This window comes from Blattabacterium cuenoti (assembly GCF_014252355.1).
GTDB classification, from domain to species: domain Bacteria; phylum Bacteroidota; class Bacteroidia; order Flavobacteriales; family Blattabacteriaceae; genus Blattabacterium; species Blattabacterium cuenoti_AD.
In genome coordinates, this window is the sequence record NZ_CP059217.1 from 326043 (window position 1) to 346072 (window position 20030).

Below are 20030 nucleotides of genomic sequence, written 5' to 3' on the forward strand. Positions count from 1 at the left end.
TTACAATAAATTAGGTCTAGAAAATTTTTTCAAAATTAAAAGAACAATAATACCAAATATATATGTTTTTTATTAAAAAAAGTAAATATATATTTTTTTGTTAAAAAAAAAATAATATAATTTTATTTTTTTAGGTTGTTATTTTGTTATTTTATTATGAGAACTTCTGATTTTAATTTTCAATTTCCCCTTGATTTATTAGCTAATTATCCTTCCAAAGAAAGAGATGAATCTAAACTAATGGTAATACATAAAAAACATCAAATTATTGAACATAAATTATTTAAAGATTTATATCATTATTTTAATGAAGGAGATACACTAATTTTAAATAATACAAAAGTTTTTCCAGCCAGACTATTTGGTAATAAAGATAAAACAGAAGCTAAAATAGAAGTCTTTTTATTAAGAGAATTAGATACTATAGATAGAACATGGGATGTATTAGTAGATCCAGCAAGAAAAGTAAGAGTTGGAAATAAACTAAATTTTGGTCATGGATTAACTGGAGAAGTTATAGATAATACTACTTCTAGAGGCAGAATTTTACAATTACATTTTATGGGTAATCATAAAGATCTTATAAAAAAAATCAAAGAAATCGGAAAAACTCCATTACCAAAATATATTAATAGATCTCCGGAAAAAATAGATAAATTACGTTATCAAACAATTTATGCAAAAATAGAAGGATCTGTTGCTGCTCCTACTGCTGGATTACATTTTTCAAAACATCTGTTAAAAAAATTAGAAATAAAAGGAATTAATATAGTAGAAATTACACTACATATTGGATTGGGTAGTTTTTTACCTGTAGAAGTAGAAGATATATCAAAACATAAAATGGATTCAGAAAAATGTTTTATTGAATCAAATATATGTGATATTGTTAATCAATCCCTTAAACAAAAAAAAATGATATGTGCAGTAGGAACTTCATCTATGAGAGCTATTGAAAGTTCTGTTTCTTCAAATAAAAATTTAAATCCTTTTTCAGGATGGACTAACAAATTTATATTTCCTCCTTATAATTTTAATATAGCTAATTGTATGATTACTAATTTTCATATGCCGAAATCAACATTACTTATGATGACATCCGCTTTTATAGGATATAATTTACTCATGAAAGCTTATAAAATAGCTATAGAAAATAAATATAGATTGTATTCTTATGGTGATTCTATGTTAATATTACCATAAAAATAAATTTTTTTTTATAAAAAATTATGAATATTCTTGATAAGATTAAAGTTTCTATACAAGAAGAAATGAACAATTTTGAACAACAATTTCTTCAAATCACAAAAAATAAAATTTCTTTAATCAAAAGTATTAACGATTACATAATTCCTAAAAAAGGCAAACGAATTCGTCCTATGTTTGTTTTTTTAATTGCCAAAATGTTAGGAAACATACAACAAAAAACATATCATACTGCATCTTTAATAGAATTAATTCATACTGCTACATTAGTACATGATGATGTTATTGATAATAGTAATTTTAGAAGAGGATTTTCTTCTATTAATGCTATATGGAAGAATAAAATAGCAGTTTTAATAGGAGATTATTTCTTATCTAAAGGACTTTTATTAGCAACTAACAATCATTATCATGATTTATTAAAAATTATTTGTACAACTTTAAAAGATATGAGTGAAGGAGAACTTTTACAAATAGAAAAATCTAAAAATATGGATTTTACGGAACAAATATATAATCAAATTATTTGTAAAAAAACTGCTGGATTAATTTCTGCCTCTTGTGAAGGAGGAGCTATTTCTGTAAATGTCAGTAAACAAACATCTTTAAATATGAAATATTTTGGAAAATTATCTGGAATAGCTTTTCAAATAAGAGATGATTTATTTGATTATGAAAATATTAATGAAAAATTAATTGGAAAACCAATAGGAGTTGATTTAAAAGATAAAAAAATAACCTTACCTCTTATTTATGCTATAAAAAAAGCATCTAAAAATGATAAAATATGGATATTTAATTCTATAAAAAATTTTAATAATCAAACACATTATAAAATTATAGATTATGTTAAACAATCAGGTGGAATAAAATATGCTATTAAACAAATGATAAAATATAAAAATAAAGCTTTGAAAATATTAGATAATTATCCAGAAGGATCAATAAAAGATTCTTTAAAATCATTAGTAAATTTTCTAGTAGAAAGACATATATAATGAAAAAAAATCTAGTGATTGTGGAATCACCAACTAAAGCTAATACTATACAAAAATTACTTCAAGATGATTTTGATGTAGTATCTAGTAATGGACATATTGTAGATCTTCCAGAAAAACAAATTGGAATTGATTTGAAAAAAAATTTTCAACCTAATTACGTAATTCTACCAAAAAAAAGAAACATAGTTAACAATCTTAAAAAGATCATTAATAATTATCATATAATTTGGATAGCCTCTGATGAGGATAGAGAAGGAGAAGCTATAGCATATCATATTTATAAAATATTAAATATACCAGATAAAAAAGTAAGAAGAATTGTATTTCATGAAATTACCAAAACGGCTATATTAAAAGCTATCAAAAATCCAAGAAAAATTAATTATAATTTAGTATATGCTCAACAAGCAAGAAGAATTTTAGATAGATTAGTTGGATTTCAATTATCTCCAATTTTATGGAAAAAAATTAATTCTAGATTATCTGCTGGAAGAGTTCAATCTGCAGTAGTAAGACTTATTGTAGATAGAGAGCAAAATATACAAAAATTTACTCCAGTTACAGGATATAAAATATATGGAACTTTTACAATAAAACAAAATAATAAAAATATTACAATCTCTGCAAAATTTTTAAAAAAAATAAAAGAAAAAGACGAAGTACAAACTATTTTATCTTCATGTATAAAAACATCTTTTTTCATTAAAAATATAAAAATAAAACAAGAAACTAAATCACCTCCACCACCATTTACAACAACATCTTTACAACAAGAAGCAAATAAAAAATTGAATTTTTCTATATCTAAAACTATGTTGATTGCTCAAAAATTATATGAACAAGGATATATAACATATATACGAACAGATAGTACATCTTTATCTCAAGATATTTGTAAACAAATAACAGATTTTATTCTTATGACCTATGGTAAAAAATATTTATCACCAAAAACATTCTCATATCAATCAAAATTTGCTCAAGAAGCTCATGAAAGTATACATCCAACCAATATTAATGATAATTCTGTATTCAATTCTTTAGATAATTTTCAAAAATTACTTTATAAACTAATTTGGGAACGTACTATTATAGGACAAATGTCAGATGCTAATATTGAATCCAAAAATTTTTATATACAATCTTATAATCTAAAAGATCCTTTTATTTTTTCTACCAAAAATATTATATTTGATGGATTTATGAAAAGAAAAAATATATCAAAAAATACTGAATATCATAATATTAAAATAGGAACTTATTTACAACAACAAGAAATTATAGCACAACAATTTTTTACACAACATTTACCTAGATATAATGAAGGATCTTTAGTAAAAACTTTAGAAACTCTTGGAATAGGTAGACCTTCTACTTATGTTCCTATTATTTCTTCTATACAAAAAAGAAATTATGTTTTTAATCAAAAATATATACAAACCACAAATACTGTTGAGTCTTTAATTCTTAAAAATAATCTAATTATTCAAAAAAAAGATAAAATTATTAATACTGAAAAAAATAAATTTTTACCTACAGAAATTGGAATTATTGTAACTAAATTTTTAAAAAACAATTTTCATAATATAATAGACTATAATTTTACAGCTAATTTAGAAAAAAATTTTGATGACATAGCAAAAGGAGAGAAAACTTGGTACAATATTATTCATGATTTTTACAGTCATTTTAAGAAAAAATTAAAATATGTCACTGAACATGTAGAGAAAATTAAAAAACAACGTTTTTTAGGATTAGATCCTATACATAATCAAAAAATTTTTGCTAAAATTGCTCGTTTTGGTCCAGTTATTCAGATGGGAGAATTTGGATCAAATAATAAAAAAAAACCAAAATTTTCTCCATTATTAGGTAATCAAACAATTGAAACTATTTCTTTACAAGAAGCATTAAAACTTATTGAGTTACCTAAGTATATAGGCAAATTTGAAAATAAAGAAATTTTTTTGAAAATGAATAAATATAATATTTTCATTCAACATAATAATAAATATATTACCATTAATCAAGAATTATTTTTTAATTCATCAATAAATATAAAACAAGCTATTGATATTATATTAACGAATAGAGAGAATAAGAAATAAATTTTGTTTTTTATGAATTATCAAAATATCTTTGATTCAGATAATTAATTGGATATGCTTGATCATCTCCTGTACGTTTAACGTGATCTAAATATTTTGGAATATATAATAATGCTTTTATTCTATCACATATAGACATATTATTCCATATATTTTCTGCAAATTGTTTTTTACCTACTTTATATTTATAATCTGTCCAAAATCTTTGAAATGATAAATCAACAGGAATCTCTTTTATTGAAAAAGATCCTATCATAGTTTTCATTTTTTTTATAATAAATTCATTATAAGGTAAATATTTGCCTATCCAAATATAATGAGATAAAGATAAGTTTTTAGGAAAAAAAAGTTTTCTTAAAACACCATTTAAATCATATTCAAATATTATTTCTCCTTTAAATAGATGACTTGTTAATATATATTTTTTTCCTTTCATTATTATATTACATATTTTTTTTCATCTATCTTATAAATTTATAATAACAATTATATATATATTTATTTCAAACATACATATTAAAACTCAATATAATGTTATATATTATTCCTACTCCTATAGGAAACAGAGAAGATCTAACATTTAGAAGTCTTAGAATATTAAATGAAGTAGATATTATTTTAGTAGAAAATTATAAATTTTCAAAAAAATTACTCAATTTTTATAACATCAAGACATCTATTCAAACTTATGCTTGTTATAATGAACATTATATAATTCCTCATATTTTAAAAATTATCAAAAAAGGTAAAAAATTAGCATTAATTACGAATGCAGGAACTCCAAGTATATCAGATCCTGGGTTTCTACTTATTCAATATTGTATTAAACATTCTATAAATATAGAATGTTTACCTGGAGCAACCGCTTTTGTACCTGCATTAGTAATGTCTGGAATTCCTATTAATGAATTTACATTTATTGGATTTTTATCTAAAAAAAAAATCAAAAGAATAAAAAAATTGAAACATCTTTTACAAGATAATAGAACTATTGTAATGTATGAATCACCTCATCGATTATTAAATACTTTAAATGATATACAAAATATTTTTGGTTCAGAAAAATATGTTGTTCTTTGTAAAGAAATATCAAAAATATTTCAAAAAACATTGAGAGGAACAATTAATAATTTAATTTTACAGTTAAAAAATAAAAAAATATTAGGAGAATATGTATTGATTATTCATGGAAATACAATACATAGTAAGTAATTAAATATATTTTTTTTCTATTAACAATTCTGCAATTTGAATTGCATTAGTTGCTGCTCCTTTTCTCAGATTATCTGATGTAATCCAGAGATTTAATGAATTTACACAAGAATCATCTATACGTATTCTTCCAACAAAAACATCATCTTTATTATGAGAAAATAACGGCATTGGATAAATATTTTTATCTGGATTATCTTGAAGAATAATTCCTTTTGAATTTGAAAAAATTTTTTGTATTTTATCAATATTTGGTTTTGTTTTCAATGTAATATTAACACTTTCTGAATGCCCACCAATTACAGGAACACGAACAGCTGTAGCTGTAATTGCTATATTTTGATCGTTTAAAATTTTTTTTGTTTCTTTAATCAATTTAATTTCTTCTTTGGTATATCCATTTTTTTCAAACATATCACAATGTGGTAATACATTATGATATATAGGATATGGATATACTTTCATACTAGAAAATCCTTTTTCCTCTTCTTTTAATTGTATTAAAGCTTTTCTTCCTGTTCCAGTAACAGATTGATATGTTGAAATTACAACTCTATTAATTCCATATTCTATATGCAAAGGATTTAAAATCATCACTAATTGTATAGTAGAACAATTAGGATTAGAAATAATTTTATCTTTTTTAGATAAAAAACATGAATTAATTTCAGGAACAATTAATTTCTTTTCTGGATGCATTCTCCATGCAGAAGAATTATCTATTACAAAGCATCCTATTCTAGAAAATTTGGGGGCCCAAATTCTTGAAATATCTGAACCAGCAGAAAATAAAACTATATTAGGACGAATTGACAATAAATCTTCTATACTAATTATTTTATGCCTTTTGTCTCTAAAAAACAATTCTTTTCCTATCGATATTTTTGAAGCAGATAAAAATAAATTGTTTACTGGAAATTTTCTTTCTTCTAAAAGTTTAATCATAGTTCTACCTACCATTCCAGTTGCTCCTACTATTCCTAATTTCATAATTAAAAATGTTTAGATTGCCTATCTTATTTCTATATTTATCATCAACAAAATTAGTAAATAATATTTATTTATAAGATTAATTAAACTGATATGTTGAAACAAGGAAAAATGATTATTTTATCAGGATCATCTGGATCTGGAAAAACAACTATTTCGAATTTTTTACTTTCTACAATTCCATCCTTACAATTTTCTATATCATGTACCACACGTCCTATTAGACCTTGTGAAATACATAAAAAAGATTATTTTTTTTTATCTAATAATGAATTTATTAATAAAATAAATAATCATCATTTCATAGAATGGGAAGAAGTTTATCCTAAACTATTTTATGGAACTTTAAAACAAGAAATATTGAGAATTTGGAATTCAAATTATCATGTTTTATTTGATGTAGATGTAAAAGGGGCAATTAACTTAAAAACAAAATATCCACATAATTCTTTATCTATATTTTTAATGGTGAATTCAATAAAAATTTTAGAAAATCGATTAATTAACAGAAATTCTGAAAATTATTATAAAATATATATTCGTTTAAAAAAAGCAAAAATAGAATATAATTTATCTAAATTTTTTGATATAGTATTAATGAATTTAGATTTATTTATAACAAAACAAAAAATATTCAAAATAGTATCAAATTTTCTATTTAATTAAATAACAAGAATATACTATAACACTCATAATAACAAGCTAAATACTCCCCAGGCTGGATTTGAACCAGCGACCCTCTGATTAACAGTCAGATGCTCTAACCAAACTGAGCTACTGAGGATTATTTAATTAATTTTTAATCGGAATTTTTTTAATTCTTTGTTTATGCCTGCCTCCTTCAAATTCTGTATTAAAAAATATTTTAATTAAATTTAATGCTTCTTTGTGACTAATAAAACGAGAAGGTAAACTAATGATATTTGCATTATTGTGTTTTCTTGCTAAGCATGCAATTTCTTTTTTCCATACTAAAGCTGCACGAATTTGTGGATACTTATTAGCAGTCATAGCCGCTCCATTTCCACTTCCACAAATAATAATTCCGAAATTAGCTTTACCATCTACTACCATTTTTGCGGTAGGATGAATAAAATCTGGATAATCTACTTTTTTTAATCCATTATATCCACAATCTATTACTTGATAATTTTTAATATTTTGTAAATAATTATTAATCAATATTTTATAATTAATTCCAGTATGATCAGATCCTATAGAAATTATCATATAATAAAAATACATCAAAATTTTAAATATATTTTAATTATATTTTAATAAAATGAATGATTGTATTAAATGATTAATTTAAAATTAATAAAAACTGTTAATGATTTTAATTTTTACAATAAAATTGCTTTAATTAGAGTAGATTTTAATGTCCCTATAAATCCTAACAACTTTCATATATTAGATGATACAAGAATTAAATCTTCTATTCCTACAATAAAAAAAGTATTATATGATAATGGAAAAGTAATATTACTATCACATTTTGGTAGACCAAAAGGAAAATATAATAAAAAATATTCCATAAAATTTCTGATACCTTATTTATATAAACAATTACAAGTTCCTATTAAATTTTCAGAATATTGTATAGGACCTAAGGTTGAAGAATTAGTATTAAATTTAAAAAATCAGGAAGTTATTCTATTAGAAAATATAAGATTTTATAAAGAAGAAGAAGAAAATAATAAATTTTTTGCATTTAAATTATCTAAACTTGGAAATATTTATGTTAATGATGCATTTGGATCCTATCATCGTTTCCATGCCTCTATAACATCACTACCAACATTCTTTATAAAGAACAAATGCATTGGATTTCTAATGGAAAAAGAAATTAAATCTTTAAACAAGTTTTTAGGAACTGGTAAACAACCGATTTCTATTTTATTAGGTGGATCAAAAATTAATTCTAAAATTCAAATTATTAAAAATTTAATTCATTTTGCAGATCATATTTTAATAGGAGGGGGAATGGCTTATCCATTTATTAAAATTTTAGGAGGAAACATAGGCGATTCTTTGACAGAACAATATGATAAACAAATAGAAACAGAATTAAAATATTGTTTAAAACAACACAATAAAAAAATCTTTTTTCCAAAAGATGTTATTATTAATCATGAGCATAAAACAAAAATAGTTTCTATCGATTCTATTCCACATGGATGGAAAGGTTTAGATATAGGACCTGAATCTATCAAATTTTTTTGTACAATTTTAAAAAAATCTAAAACAATTCTTTGGAATGGCCCATTTGGGGTATTTGAAAAACATCCTTTTTATATAGGAACTCAATCTATAGCAAAATTTATAGCACAATTAACTACAAATAATAATTGTTTTTCTTTAGTAGGTGGTGGAGATTCTATTGCTGCATTAAAAATGATTAAACTTGAACACAAAGTGAGTTATATATCAACTGGAGGAGGAGCTCTTTTAGAAAGCCTTAAAAATACAACACTTCCTGGTATAAAAGCTTTTTTTTTATAAACAAAAACAAAATAATGTATATTTGTTTTTTATTTTTTGGTTTAATTATAAACATAAATTAAATATGTCATTTACCCTTCCAAAATTAAATTTTGCATATGATGAACTTGAACCTTATATAGATACAAAAACAATGGAAATTCATCATAAAAAACATCATGCTGGATATACAAATAATTTAAATAATGCTATATTTCAAACAGATATGGAAAATATGTCCATAGAAAAAATTTTAAGAAGATCAAATATTGAGGATCACAAAATTAAAAATAATAGTGGAGGATATTATAATCATAATTTTTTTTGGAAAATTTTAATTCCAAATAAAAAAATGACTGATCCTAGTGAATATTTGATTAAAATTATTAATAATAGTTTTCAATCTTTTAATATTTTCAAAAAAGAATTTTCTTCTATTGCTATCAATCATTTTGGTTCTGGATGGGCATGGTTATGTGTTAATAACAACAATAATAAACTAACTATTATTTCTACAAATAATCAAGATAATCCATTAATGTTAGGAATAGAACATGATCATGCTGGATATCCAATCCTAGGATTAGATCTTTGGGAACATGCTTATTATTTACAATATCAAAATAGACGTATCGATTATATTTCATCTTTTTGGAACATTATTAATTGGAAACAAGTAGAAACAAATTATAAACAATATATTAAGTAATAAAAATACTTATATAAAATTTGATATTATCTATTATTATGGCTATATTTTATGCTATTCCATAATAAACTATTTTAGATTATTACGTATCAAATTAAATTTTGATATCATAAAACAAACATATAATATAAAAAATGCAAAAAACATCATTCATTATCTATCAAAGAATGTAAGATTTTGCATCATCATTTTAAATGAATGAATAATGATATTATTATGGCACTGTGGCCGATTGGAAAGGCAGAGGTCTGCAAAACCTTTTATAGCGGTTCGATTCCGCTCGGTGCCTTTTTTTATATCTTTATGAATATTTCATTAATAAAATAAATTGTAATTTTATTTGTTTTTTATTTATGAAAACCAATAATATCCTAATTTCTCAACCTATAACAAATTTAAATTCACCATATCTAAAACTTAGAAAAAATAAAAATGTCAAAATAGATTTTAGATCTTTTATAGATATTAAAGGAGTTTCCAATATTGAAATTTTAAAACAAAAAATAAATTTTTCTGATTTTACAGAAGTTATCTTTCTTAGTAAAAATTCTATAGATTATTATTTTAAACTTTATAAATCTATGAGATTCAAAATTTCTGTAAATATGAAATATATCTGTTTAACAGAATCAATTGCAAATTATTTACAAAAATATATAGTTTACAGAAAAAGAAAAATACATATTGGAAATATGTATTTTCAAGATATTATTCCATATATAAACCAACATTCTCATGAAAGATTTCTTCTTCCTTCTTCAGATACATTAACCCCAGAAATTCCCAAAATTTTAAATCAATTAAATATTTATTGGAAAAGAGCAGTTTTATATAAAACTACTTATAGTAATTTATCGGATTTAAAACATATATATTATTATGATCTACTAGTTTTTTTTAGTCCTATATGTATTAAATCTTTATTTGAAAATTTTCCAAAATTTAATCAAAAGAATACACAAATAGCTACTTTTGGACAAAGTACTTTAGATGCGGCATACAAAGCAGGGTTAAAAATTTCTATAACAGCTCCTACTCCAGAAAATCCATCTATGATGAAAGCATTAGAAAAATATATTAAAAATAAAACATAATTGTTATTCTACTGTTACAGATTTAGCTAAATTTCTTGGTTGATCTACATTTTTTCCTCTTATATAAGCAAGTTTATAAGCTAACAGTTGAAGAGGTAAAACTGTTAATAGTGGACTTAATTCTTCAGAAATTGTTGGAATTTCAATGATATGATCTGCTAACATACTTACTTGAAAATCTCCTTTATTAACAATAGCTATAATTTTTCCTTTTCTAGCTTTAATTTCTTGAATATTTCCTATAATTTTTTCATAAACACTATTTTGTGTAGCAATAATCACTACAGGCATTTTTTCATCAATTAAAGCAATAGGCCCATGTTTCATTTCAGCTGCAGGATATCCTTCTGCATGAATGTAGGAAATTTCTTTTAATTTTAATGCCCCTTCTAAAGCAACTGGAAAATTTATTCCTCTACCTAAATAAATAAAATTTTCAACATTATGATAATTTCTAGATATTGTATCAATAATATTATCAATTTTTAAAGTAATTCTCACTTTTTCTGGAATAGATCCAAGTTCTTTACATAACAATTTATAACGATCATGTGTTATTTTAGATCGTTGCTTACCAATTTTTAAAGCTAATAAAAATAATACCGTAATTTGAGCCGTAAAAGATTTGGTAGATGCTACTCCTATTTCAGGACCAGCATGGGTATACATACCAGCATCAACATTTCTTGCAAGAAATGATCCAACAACATTACAAATTCCAAATACAAAAGCACCCTTTGCTTTTGCTAATTTTAATGCTGCTATAGTATCTGCAGTTTCACCTGACTGAGAAATAACAATTACTATGTCTTGTTCTTCTATAATTGGATTTCTATATCTAAATTCTGATGCATACTCAACTTCTACTGGAACTTTAGCAAAATCTTCTAATAAATATTCTCCAATTAAACTAGCATGCCAAGAAGTTCCACAAGCTACTATTGTAATAGATTTTGCATTAATAAATCTATCTATATTAGATTCAATTCCTTCTATACATATTAATTCATTAGATAATCTACCACGTAGAGTATCAAAAATTGTTTTTGGTTGTTCATGTATTTCTTTCAACATAAAATATTTATATCCACCTTTTTCAATTTGTTTTAAATTAATATGAAGTTCTCTAATACTAGGACTTAATTTATGATTATTTGTAATTTTACGTAGATCTAATTCATGATTTCTTTTTAAAATTGCCATTTCTCCATCCTTCAAATCAAGGACATTTCTAGTATAATTTAAAAATGGAATAGGATCAGATGCAATAAAAAATTCTTTATCATTAATCCCTAAAGCTAGCGGACTTCCTAATTTAGCTATAACGATTCTTTCTGGATGTGATTTTTCTACTATAGCTATAGAATATGCTCCTATTATTTCATTTAAAGAAATTCTAACTGCTTCTTCTAAAGATAATTGATTTTCATTTTTTATATATTCAATCAAATTAACTAATACTTCTGTATCTGTTTTGCTATTAAAAATAAATCCTTTTTTTGACAAAAAAATTTTAATAGCATGATAATTTTCTATTATACCATTATGAATTAATATAAGTTCATTAGAATTGGAAACATGAGGATGTGCATTAATATCATTAGGAATTCCATGTGTAGCCCATCTAGTATGTCCTATTCCTGTTGTTCCTTTTTTTTCGTCTATTTTTATATTATATGATATTTTTTTTTCTAGTTCATATACACTACCTATTGTTTTATATAAATTATATCCTCCATCATAAAAAATTGCAATTCCAGAACTATCATATCCACGGTATTCCAATTTTTTTAATCCATTAATAATAATTGGATACGCTTCTCTATATCCTAAATAACCAATTATGCCACACATTAAAAATAATGAATTTTAGTTGTATTTGATCTATTCATTAATTTTATATAAAATAATTTTTTGATAAAATTTTCTATAAACAGTTTCTATTTCTTCAAATGGATAATATTTAAAAAAATATAATTTATTTTCTTTTATATAATCTTCTATGTCTTTCGGATAAGTATCATCTCCTTTAATAATAGCATCTGAGAACAACATACTCAATTTTAATAAATTGAAATAATTAGGATGTTGTAATAATTTTAATTTTTCAGTAATTATTCCATCTAACTTTATTTTTCTAATAATTTCCTTATTTAAATTGCCTGTAAAAGGTGTGTTATATATAGAAACTACAATTTTTGAATTTCTATACACTGAATCAATATTGTTATAAATATATTTTATATACAATGGAATCAAAGAACTCATCCATCCATATAAATGAATTAAATCAGGTTTCCAATTTAATCTTTTTACAGTTTCTAATACACCTTTTGTAAGAAATAATGATCTTTCATCATTATCAGAAAAAAAATTACCATTTTTATCTTCATAAATCGCTTTTCTTTGGAAATATTCTTCATTATCTATAAAATATACTTGTAGCCGAACATCAGGAATGGATGCAACTTTAATTAATAAAGGTTGATCAATTTGATTAATAGTTAAATTAATGCCTGATAATCTAATTACTTCATGTAATTGATGTCGTCTTTCATTTATTAATCCAAAACGTGGCATAAATATACGTACATCATTTCCTATTGATTGCATTAATTTAGTAGCCTTTAACACTGATAAAGAAATAATATTCTTTGTAGTAAAAGGAAATAATTCTGAAGTTACATATAATATACGTTTACCTGTCATCTTAATTACAGAAATTTTTATTTTAAATTTGTGAAAAAAAAGGGTCAATGCAAAGATAATAAATAATATACAATCCTCAATTTAATAAAAAAAATGTTTAGTTTTTTAATATAAAAAATTCTTCATAGTTTTTAACTGTAAATTGATATTCTTTTTTTTTGTATTATGAAAAAAAAAAATAAACAAAAAATATATATCAAGAATAATTTTGTTAATGGAGTTATCAATATAACTAATTATGGATATGCCTTTGTTGAGGTTCAAGGATTGAAAAAAGATATTTTTATTCCAAAACATAAAACTCATCATGCAATAGCAGGAGATTTAGTTTGTGTAAAATATTGTATTCATAAATCAAATAACAAAATAGAAGGTGAAGTTATAAAAATAATAAAACGAAAAAGAAAATATTTTGTAGGAATATTAAAAATTAAACCTAAATATGGAGTCGTTATTATACACAATAATACTATACATATAGATATTTTAATTACTAAAAATCAACTACAAGGATATTTTAATAACGAAAAAGTTTTAGTCAAATTGATTTCATGGCCAGAATATTCAAAACATCCTTTAGGAAAAATTATTAAAACATTTGGATATTTTGGAGAATATAACACAGAATTGTTTTCTTTATTAGAAGAATATAACATTTCTTATGAATTTTCTAATAAAGTAGAAAAAGAAGCTCAAAAAATTGCAAAAGACAATCAACAAGATATGAAAAATAGAAGGGATATGCGAAATATTAATACTTTTACTATAGATCCTATTGATGCCAAAGATTTTGATGATGCACTTTCTATTAGAAAATTAAATTACAATATATGGGAAATAGGAATTCATATTGCAGATGTTACTCATTATGTAAAAGAAGGAAGCATATTAGATAAAGAAGCTTATAATCGTGCCACATCCATTTATTTAGTTGGAAAAGTTATTCCTATGCTTCCAAAAATTTTATCTGATAATCTGTGTTCTTTACGTCCACAACAAGATAAACTCAGTTTTTCATCTATTTTTAACATAAATAAACAAGGAACTATATTAAAAAGTTGGTTTGGAAAAACAATTATAAGATCAAACAGACGATTTACTTATGAAGAGGTACAAAAAATTATTGATGAAAAAAAAGGGGAATTTTCTGAAGAAATATCTACTTTATTTTATTTATCTAAACAACTAATAAACAAAAGATTAAGTAATGGATCAGTAATATTAGATAAGTTAGAATTAAAATTTCATTTAGATCAAAATAATAATCCTATTAATATATATTTTGAAAAAAATAAAAAAGCACATTCTCTAATAGAAGAATTTATGTTATTAGCAAATAACAAAATTTCTGAATTTGTTAGTTTAACTTCTCAAGGACTCCAATCAAACAATATATATATTTACAGAGTTCATGAAAAACCAGATATGAATAAATTACTTCTTTTAAAAAGAATAATCAAACCACTCGGTTATACTTTAAATATTAATAAAAATAATATTAAGAAATCTATTAATAAATTATTGAAAAGTATACATGGTACATCTCAAAAAAATATGATTGAAAACTTAATTCTTCGTTCAATGAGTAAAGCAAAATATACCACTAAAAACATAGGACATTATGGATTATCTTTTCTTTATTATACTCATTTTACTTCTCCCATTAGAAGATATTCTGATATTATGGCTCATCGGTTGCTAAATCACTATTTATTATTAAATAATATAGAAAAAAAAACACAATTACAATCAACAGAATATTACGAAAGAAAATCTATATATTGTAGTAATAAAGAACGTATTGCTGTCGATTTAGAAAGAGAATTTACAAAATTTTTACAAGTAAAATACCTTCAGAAATTTATTGGAAATACATTTGAAGGTATTATTACTGGTTTTACTGATTGGAATATTTATATTGATTTACTATTGTTTCAAACAGAGGGAATAATACGATTAAAAGATATTACAGACGATATATACATATTACATTCAGATAAATATAGTATAACAGGAGAAAAAACAAAAAAAATGTTTTATTTAGGAGATAAAATTTTGGTAAAACTTAAAAAAGTTAATTTAGAGAAAAAACAAATTACTCTAGATTGGATTATTTAATAAATATTTTTTGGATTTGGGATGATCAAATTCTTACAGAACTAGGAACAAATGTTGTATAATCACCTCCATTTTTTATAATATCTCTTACAATACAAGAATTAATATAAGATTTACCATATGAAGATAACATAAAAACAGTTTCTATAATAAATTTATCCTCTAATTGTTTATTTAATTGTTTATTAGAATAATAAATATTTTTTTCAAATTCAAAATCTAATTGATTTCTTATTCCTCTTAATATAAAACTAACTCGTTTTTTTATACAAAAAGAAATTACTAATCCTGTAAATAACTCAATTTCTATATTAACAAATTTGAAAAATGTTTTTTGTACCCATTCTTTTCTCCTTTTCAAAGAAAACATATTTGTTTTTTCTGTATTATTACCAATAGCTATAATAATTTTATCAAATAAATTTAAAGATCTAATAACAATATCATAATGGCCTAACGTAATTGGATCAAAAGATCCAGGAAATATGGCAATTTTATTCATAACATAAAATAATACAACAATACAAAATACAATTATAATTAATAATAAAAATATACAAAATTAAAATATAAATGATTGGTGATTCTTATAAATACCCAATAATGTATCAGTTATTTATTTAATATTTTTTATCATTATTATATAAATGCAAAATTATGATAATCAAGTATATATATATTTACAATATAACACTATAACTTATAAATAATTAACATAATAACTTTGATTAAGTGTATAAAAAAATAAATTTATTTTTCCGATATTTTATTTTTTATTATTGGATATTCTTTTTGATCAGTATTTTTTCTTTATGTTTAATTTTTTATGCTGCATATAAAGGATACTTAGGCGTATTGCCTAACACAAAAGATATTGAAAATCCAATTATGGCAGTTGGATCAGAAGTATATGATTCTAACGGAATTTTACTTGGAAAATTTTGTTCAGAAAATAGAACTATAATTAGCTATAAACAATTACCAAAACATCTTGTGAATGCTCTAATAGCAAAAGAAGATATTAGATTTAAATTTCATTCTGGAATAGATGCAAAATCTTTATTTAGAGCTATTCTTACATTTGGAAAAAAAGGAGGAGGTAGTACTATAACTCAACAATTAGCAAAATTACTTTTTACTGGGCCATCTGCTAAAAATAAATTACATAGAATGCATCAAAAATTATTAGAATGGGTAATGGCAATAGAATTAGAAAAACGTTATACAAAAGAAGAAATTATCACAATGTATTATAATAAATTTGATTTTTTATATAACGCAAAAGGAATAGAACAAGCTTCAAATACATATTTTAATAAACAAGCATATAAATTAAATCTTGGAGAATGCGCCACTTTAGTTGGAATGTTAGAAAATCCTTATTTATTTAACCCAAAATTATATCCTAATAGGTCAAAAAAACAAAGAAATTTAGTTTTATATCAAATGAAAAAATATCATTTTTTAAATCAATACAAATACAACAAAGAATTAAAAAAACCTATCAAAATTAACTTTAAAATCCAAAAAAATAATTTAGAATTATTAACTTATTATGGTGATTTTTTGAAAAAAGAAATTCAAGAAGCATTAAATGAGTATGAAATTAAAACTGGAATAAAACTCAATTTATATTCTAGTGGATTAAAAATATACACATCTATTGATGCTAAAATGCAAAATTATGCTGAACAATCAGTAAAACAACATCTTCAAAAATTACAAATTATATTTGATAATTCTCAAAAAACAAATAAAAATGCCCCGTTTTTTAATATTAATCAAAAACAAACTAATAAAATTATTTTATCTGCTATTAAAAGAACAACATTTTATCAAATTCTTAAAAACAAAGGTATTAAAGAACAAGACATAATAAAAAAATTAAAACAACCACATAACATAAAAATATTTACTTGGAATGGACCAAAACAAGTTGTAATGTCTCCATGGAATTTGATTCGTTATCAAAAAAAAATCATTCAAGGTGGTTTATTATCTATAGAATCACAAACTGGATATATCAAAGCATGGGTAGGAGGAATAGATTTTAATTATTTTCAATATGATCATGTAGCCAAAACACAACGTCAAGTAGGTTCTATTTTTAAACCAATTTTATATGCTTCTGCAATTAAAGAATTACATTATAATCCTTGTACTAAAATTTCTAATGAAAAATTCCATTTTGGAAAATGGACCCCTAAAAATTCAAATGGAAAATATGGTGGATATATAACTTTAAAAGATGGATTAGCATATTCCATCAATACTATTTCAGCTAGAATTATGGAAAAAATTTATCCAAAACCAGTTATAAATTTAGCAAAAAAAATGGGAATTACATCTCAAATTCTAGAACATCCTTCTATTGCTCTTGGATCATCAGATTTAACTTTGTATGAAATGACTGGTGCTTTTAATACATTTACAAATTATGGAATTTATGTGAAACCAAGTATTTTAATAAAAATTGAAGATAGATATGGTAAAATAATTAAAGAACATGTAGATTTAATTAGACAACAAGTTCTTAGCGAAGAAGAATCATATGTTATGTTAAAATTAATGCAAGGTGTTGTACAATATGGAACTGCTCAACGATTATATCAATATTATCATTTATCAGGAATAGATATTGCAGGAAAAACAGGAACTACTAATGATAATTCTGATGGATGGTTTATTGGTATGATTCCAAATCTAACTACTGGTATATGGGTTGGATGGGAAGATAGATCTTCTCATTTTGAGAATATTAAATTAGGACAAGGCGCTAATATGGCATTACCAATATGGGCATATTATATTAATAATTTATATCGAAATAATAATATGATTTATAATGAAAAATTTTGTTTTCATAAACCAGAAAATTATCATGATGATTGGTATGAATGTTATTCATTGAAAAACTACAAATCAAACCAAAATGATGAAACCCATCAATCAAACCAAAATAATGAAAACCATCAATCAAATCAAAATGATGAAAATCATCAATCAAATCAAAATGATGAAAACCATCAATCAAATCAAAATGATGAAAACCATCAATCAAATCAAAATGATGAAAACCATCAATCAAATCAAAATGATGAAAACCATCAATCAAATCAAAATGATGAAAATCATCAATCAAATCAAAATGATGAAAATCATCAATCAAATCAAAATAATGAAAACCATCAATCAAATCAAAATGATGAAAATCATCAATCAAAACATCATAAAAATAACAATATCATTTTTTTTACAAAAAAATTATAAGTCATAAAATAATATATATAATACTTATTGCATTATTCATATATTGATAGATAATTAATACACAGATTTTAAATATCTTTTTTCTAATTTCATTTTTTTTATAAATTTTTCTGGAGAAATTCGTCCTACTTTTTGTATAACCATTGATATTATATTGTCAACTTCTATACTCATAGGATTCTTTTTTCCACAAATAAATATATATGCTCCCTGATTCATCCAATGAAAAAAATCTATTCTGTTTTTCCATATTTTATGATGTATATATACCTTTGTTTTTTGATCCCTAGAAAAAGCTAAACTTAAACGAGTTAAAATTCCGTTCATTTTCCAATGATATATTTCTTTTTTATATAAAAAATCTTTTTGAATAGATTGATTCCCAAAAAATAACCAAGTTTTTCCATTAGCTTCTATGAATTCTCTTTCATATAAAAATGAACGAAAAGGAGCAATTCCAGTTCCTGTTCCAATTAAGATTATATCTTTATTAGATTCTGGTAACTTCAATAAATAATTTTTACATATATAAAAATATACGGCATCTCCATATTTTAATTGAGAAATAAAATTTGAACATAAACCATATTGTATTTTGCCATTTAGTTTGGTTATAAAATGATTACGTAATACTGTAATATGTATTTTGTCATTATGAACTTTAGGATAAGAGCAAATAGAATATAATCTCGGTTTTATTGGGTCCATAATTTGAAATACATTATCTATACTAGATTCATTATTAATAACCATAGGATACTCCTTAATAAGGTCTATAAAATTCCAAATTCTATTATTATCAATTGATTTTTTAAAAAAACTCGAATATCGTTCTAACATTTTATTAGAGAGACAAAATATATTTACCCTGGTTTTTAGCAAATTAAAAATTTGCTGTTTTTTATATTTTGTTAAAAAATTTTTTTTATTTATCAAAGTAAGAATTTTATATACTTCATCTAAAGGATTTTCTGCTATTATTGCTATTGAATCTCCTGTAACATAATTTATGTCTTGATAATTATCATCCTTATCCTTGTTAGATGACATTAATATTTCTACATGATAAATTTCCTTATTAAAATTACTTATTAATTTATTTTTTACAATAATACCATGATATTTTTTCATG

The 20030-nt window shown here is 23.0% G+C and carries 17 protein-coding genes and 2 tRNA genes; 11 read left to right on the forward strand and 8 right to left on the reverse strand.

Annotated elements, in window-relative coordinates; translation table 11 throughout:
* Positions 1-156: 156 nt before the first annotated feature.
* The 3 genes from queA to topA are packed head-to-tail and all read left to right on the forward strand — an operon-like array spanning position 157 to position 4315.
* Positions 157-1203: a tRNA preQ1(34) S-adenosylmethionine ribosyltransferase-isomerase QueA gene (gene queA / locus H0H38_RS01520; RefSeq protein WP_185872553.1), complete on the forward strand. Its 1047-nt coding sequence runs from the start codon at positions 157-159 to the stop codon at positions 1201-1203.
* A 23-nt stretch (positions 1204-1226) separates the two neighbouring features.
* On the forward strand, positions 1227-2204 hold the full coding sequence (locus H0H38_RS01525) for a polyprenyl synthetase family protein (protein WP_185873013.1): 978 nt from the start codon (positions 1227-1229) through the stop codon (positions 2202-2204).
* Entirely contained in the window at positions 2204-4315 is a 2112-nt protein-coding gene (gene topA / locus H0H38_RS01530; protein WP_185872554.1) for a type I DNA topoisomerase, read from the forward strand. The genes H0H38_RS01525 and topA overlap by 1 nt, the downstream gene beginning before the upstream one ends.
* A gap of 10 nt (positions 4316-4325) precedes the next feature.
* Here the strand turns inward: topA and H0H38_RS01535 are convergent, their stop codons facing one another.
* A complete protein-coding gene (locus H0H38_RS01535; RefSeq protein WP_185872555.1) occupies positions 4326-4751 on the reverse strand; it encodes a hypothetical protein in 426 nt (141 codons plus the stop codon).
* A gap of 95 nt (positions 4752-4846) precedes the next feature.
* Here H0H38_RS01535 and rsmI point away from each other — a divergent pair, with 95 nt between their 5' ends.
* Entirely contained in the window at positions 4847-5527 is a 681-nt protein-coding gene (gene rsmI, locus H0H38_RS01540; protein WP_185872556.1) for a 16S rRNA (cytidine(1402)-2'-O)-methyltransferase, read from the forward strand.
* Here rsmI and H0H38_RS01545 read toward each other — a convergent pair whose 3' ends face one another.
* Positions 5528-6517 carry an aspartate-semialdehyde dehydrogenase gene (locus tag H0H38_RS01545; RefSeq protein ID WP_185872557.1) on the reverse strand — a complete coding sequence of 330 codons (990 nt, stop codon included), beginning with the start codon at positions 6515-6517 and terminating at the stop codon, positions 5528-5530.
* A gap of 93 nt (positions 6518-6610) precedes the next feature.
* On the opposite strand from H0H38_RS01545, the gene gmk reads away from it, so the two are divergent.
* On the forward strand, positions 6611-7183 hold the full coding sequence (gmk, locus tag H0H38_RS01550) for a guanylate kinase (protein ID WP_238785387.1): 573 nt from the start codon (positions 6611-6613) through the stop codon (positions 7181-7183).
* Between the two features lie 43 nt (positions 7184-7226).
* On the opposite strand, the gene H0H38_RS01555 is transcribed toward gmk, so the two are convergent.
* A tRNA-Asn gene (locus H0H38_RS01555) sits at positions 7227-7301 on the reverse strand.
* Between the two features lie 8 nt (positions 7302-7309).
* Positions 7310-7747, reverse strand: coding sequence for an RpiB/LacA/LacB family sugar-phosphate isomerase (locus H0H38_RS01560; RefSeq protein WP_185872558.1), 438 nt, complete (start codon positions 7745-7747; stop codon positions 7310-7312).
* Positions 7748-7816: 69 nt separating this feature from the next.
* On the opposite strand from H0H38_RS01560, the gene H0H38_RS01565 reads away from it, so the two are divergent.
* From H0H38_RS01565 to H0H38_RS01580, 4 genes are all read left to right on the forward strand, one after another.
* Positions 7817-9019, forward strand: a complete 1203-nt coding sequence (locus H0H38_RS01565) for a phosphoglycerate kinase (RefSeq protein ID WP_185872559.1) — start codon at positions 7817-7819, stop codon at positions 9017-9019.
* 64 nt (positions 9020-9083) lie between these two features.
* Positions 9084-9707, forward strand: a complete 624-nt coding sequence (locus H0H38_RS01570; protein ID WP_185872560.1) for a superoxide dismutase — start codon at positions 9084-9086, stop codon at positions 9705-9707.
* 218 nt (positions 9708-9925) lie between these two features.
* Positions 9926-9996: transfer RNA gene (locus H0H38_RS01575), tRNA-Cys, on the forward strand.
* A 64-nt stretch (positions 9997-10060) separates the two neighbouring features.
* The gene (locus tag H0H38_RS01580) at positions 10061-10801 is read left to right on the forward strand and encodes a uroporphyrinogen-III synthase (protein WP_185872561.1); all 741 of its coding nucleotides are present in this window, start codon (positions 10061-10063) and stop codon (positions 10799-10801) included.
* Between the two features lie 3 nt (positions 10802-10804).
* Here the strand turns inward: H0H38_RS01580 and glmS are convergent, their stop codons facing one another.
* A complete protein-coding gene (glmS, locus tag H0H38_RS01585) occupies positions 10805-12655 on the reverse strand; it encodes a glutamine--fructose-6-phosphate transaminase (isomerizing) (RefSeq protein ID WP_185872562.1) in 1851 nt (616 codons plus the stop codon).
* A 30-nt stretch (positions 12656-12685) separates the two neighbouring features.
* The gene (locus H0H38_RS01590) at positions 12686-13510 is read right to left on the reverse strand and encodes a glycogen/starch synthase (protein ID WP_185872563.1); all 825 of its coding nucleotides are present in this window, start codon (positions 13508-13510) and stop codon (positions 12686-12688) included.
* Positions 13511-13675: 165 nt separating this feature from the next.
* On the opposite strand from H0H38_RS01590, the gene rnr reads away from it, so the two are divergent.
* On the forward strand, positions 13676-15628 hold the full coding sequence (gene rnr / locus H0H38_RS01595; RefSeq protein ID WP_185872564.1) for a ribonuclease R: 1953 nt from the start codon (positions 13676-13678) through the stop codon (positions 15626-15628).
* 25 nt (positions 15629-15653) lie between these two features.
* Here the strand turns inward: rnr and coaD are convergent, their stop codons facing one another.
* Positions 15654-16130 carry a pantetheine-phosphate adenylyltransferase gene (coaD, locus tag H0H38_RS01600; protein WP_185872565.1) on the reverse strand — a complete coding sequence of 159 codons (477 nt, stop codon included), beginning with the start codon at positions 16128-16130 and terminating at the stop codon, positions 15654-15656.
* 290 nt (positions 16131-16420) lie between these two features.
* Here coaD and H0H38_RS01605 point away from each other — a divergent pair, with 290 nt between their 5' ends.
* Positions 16421-18898: a transglycosylase domain-containing protein gene (locus H0H38_RS01605; RefSeq protein ID WP_238785388.1), complete on the forward strand. Its 2478-nt coding sequence runs from the start codon at positions 16421-16423 to the stop codon at positions 18896-18898.
* A gap of 54 nt (positions 18899-18952) precedes the next feature.
* Here the strand turns inward: H0H38_RS01605 and H0H38_RS01610 are convergent, their stop codons facing one another.
* Complete coding sequence (locus H0H38_RS01610; protein ID WP_185872567.1) at positions 18953-20029, reverse strand: flavodoxin domain-containing protein; 1077 nt, start codon at positions 20027-20029, stop codon at positions 18953-18955.
* Position 20030: the final 1 nt, after the last annotated feature.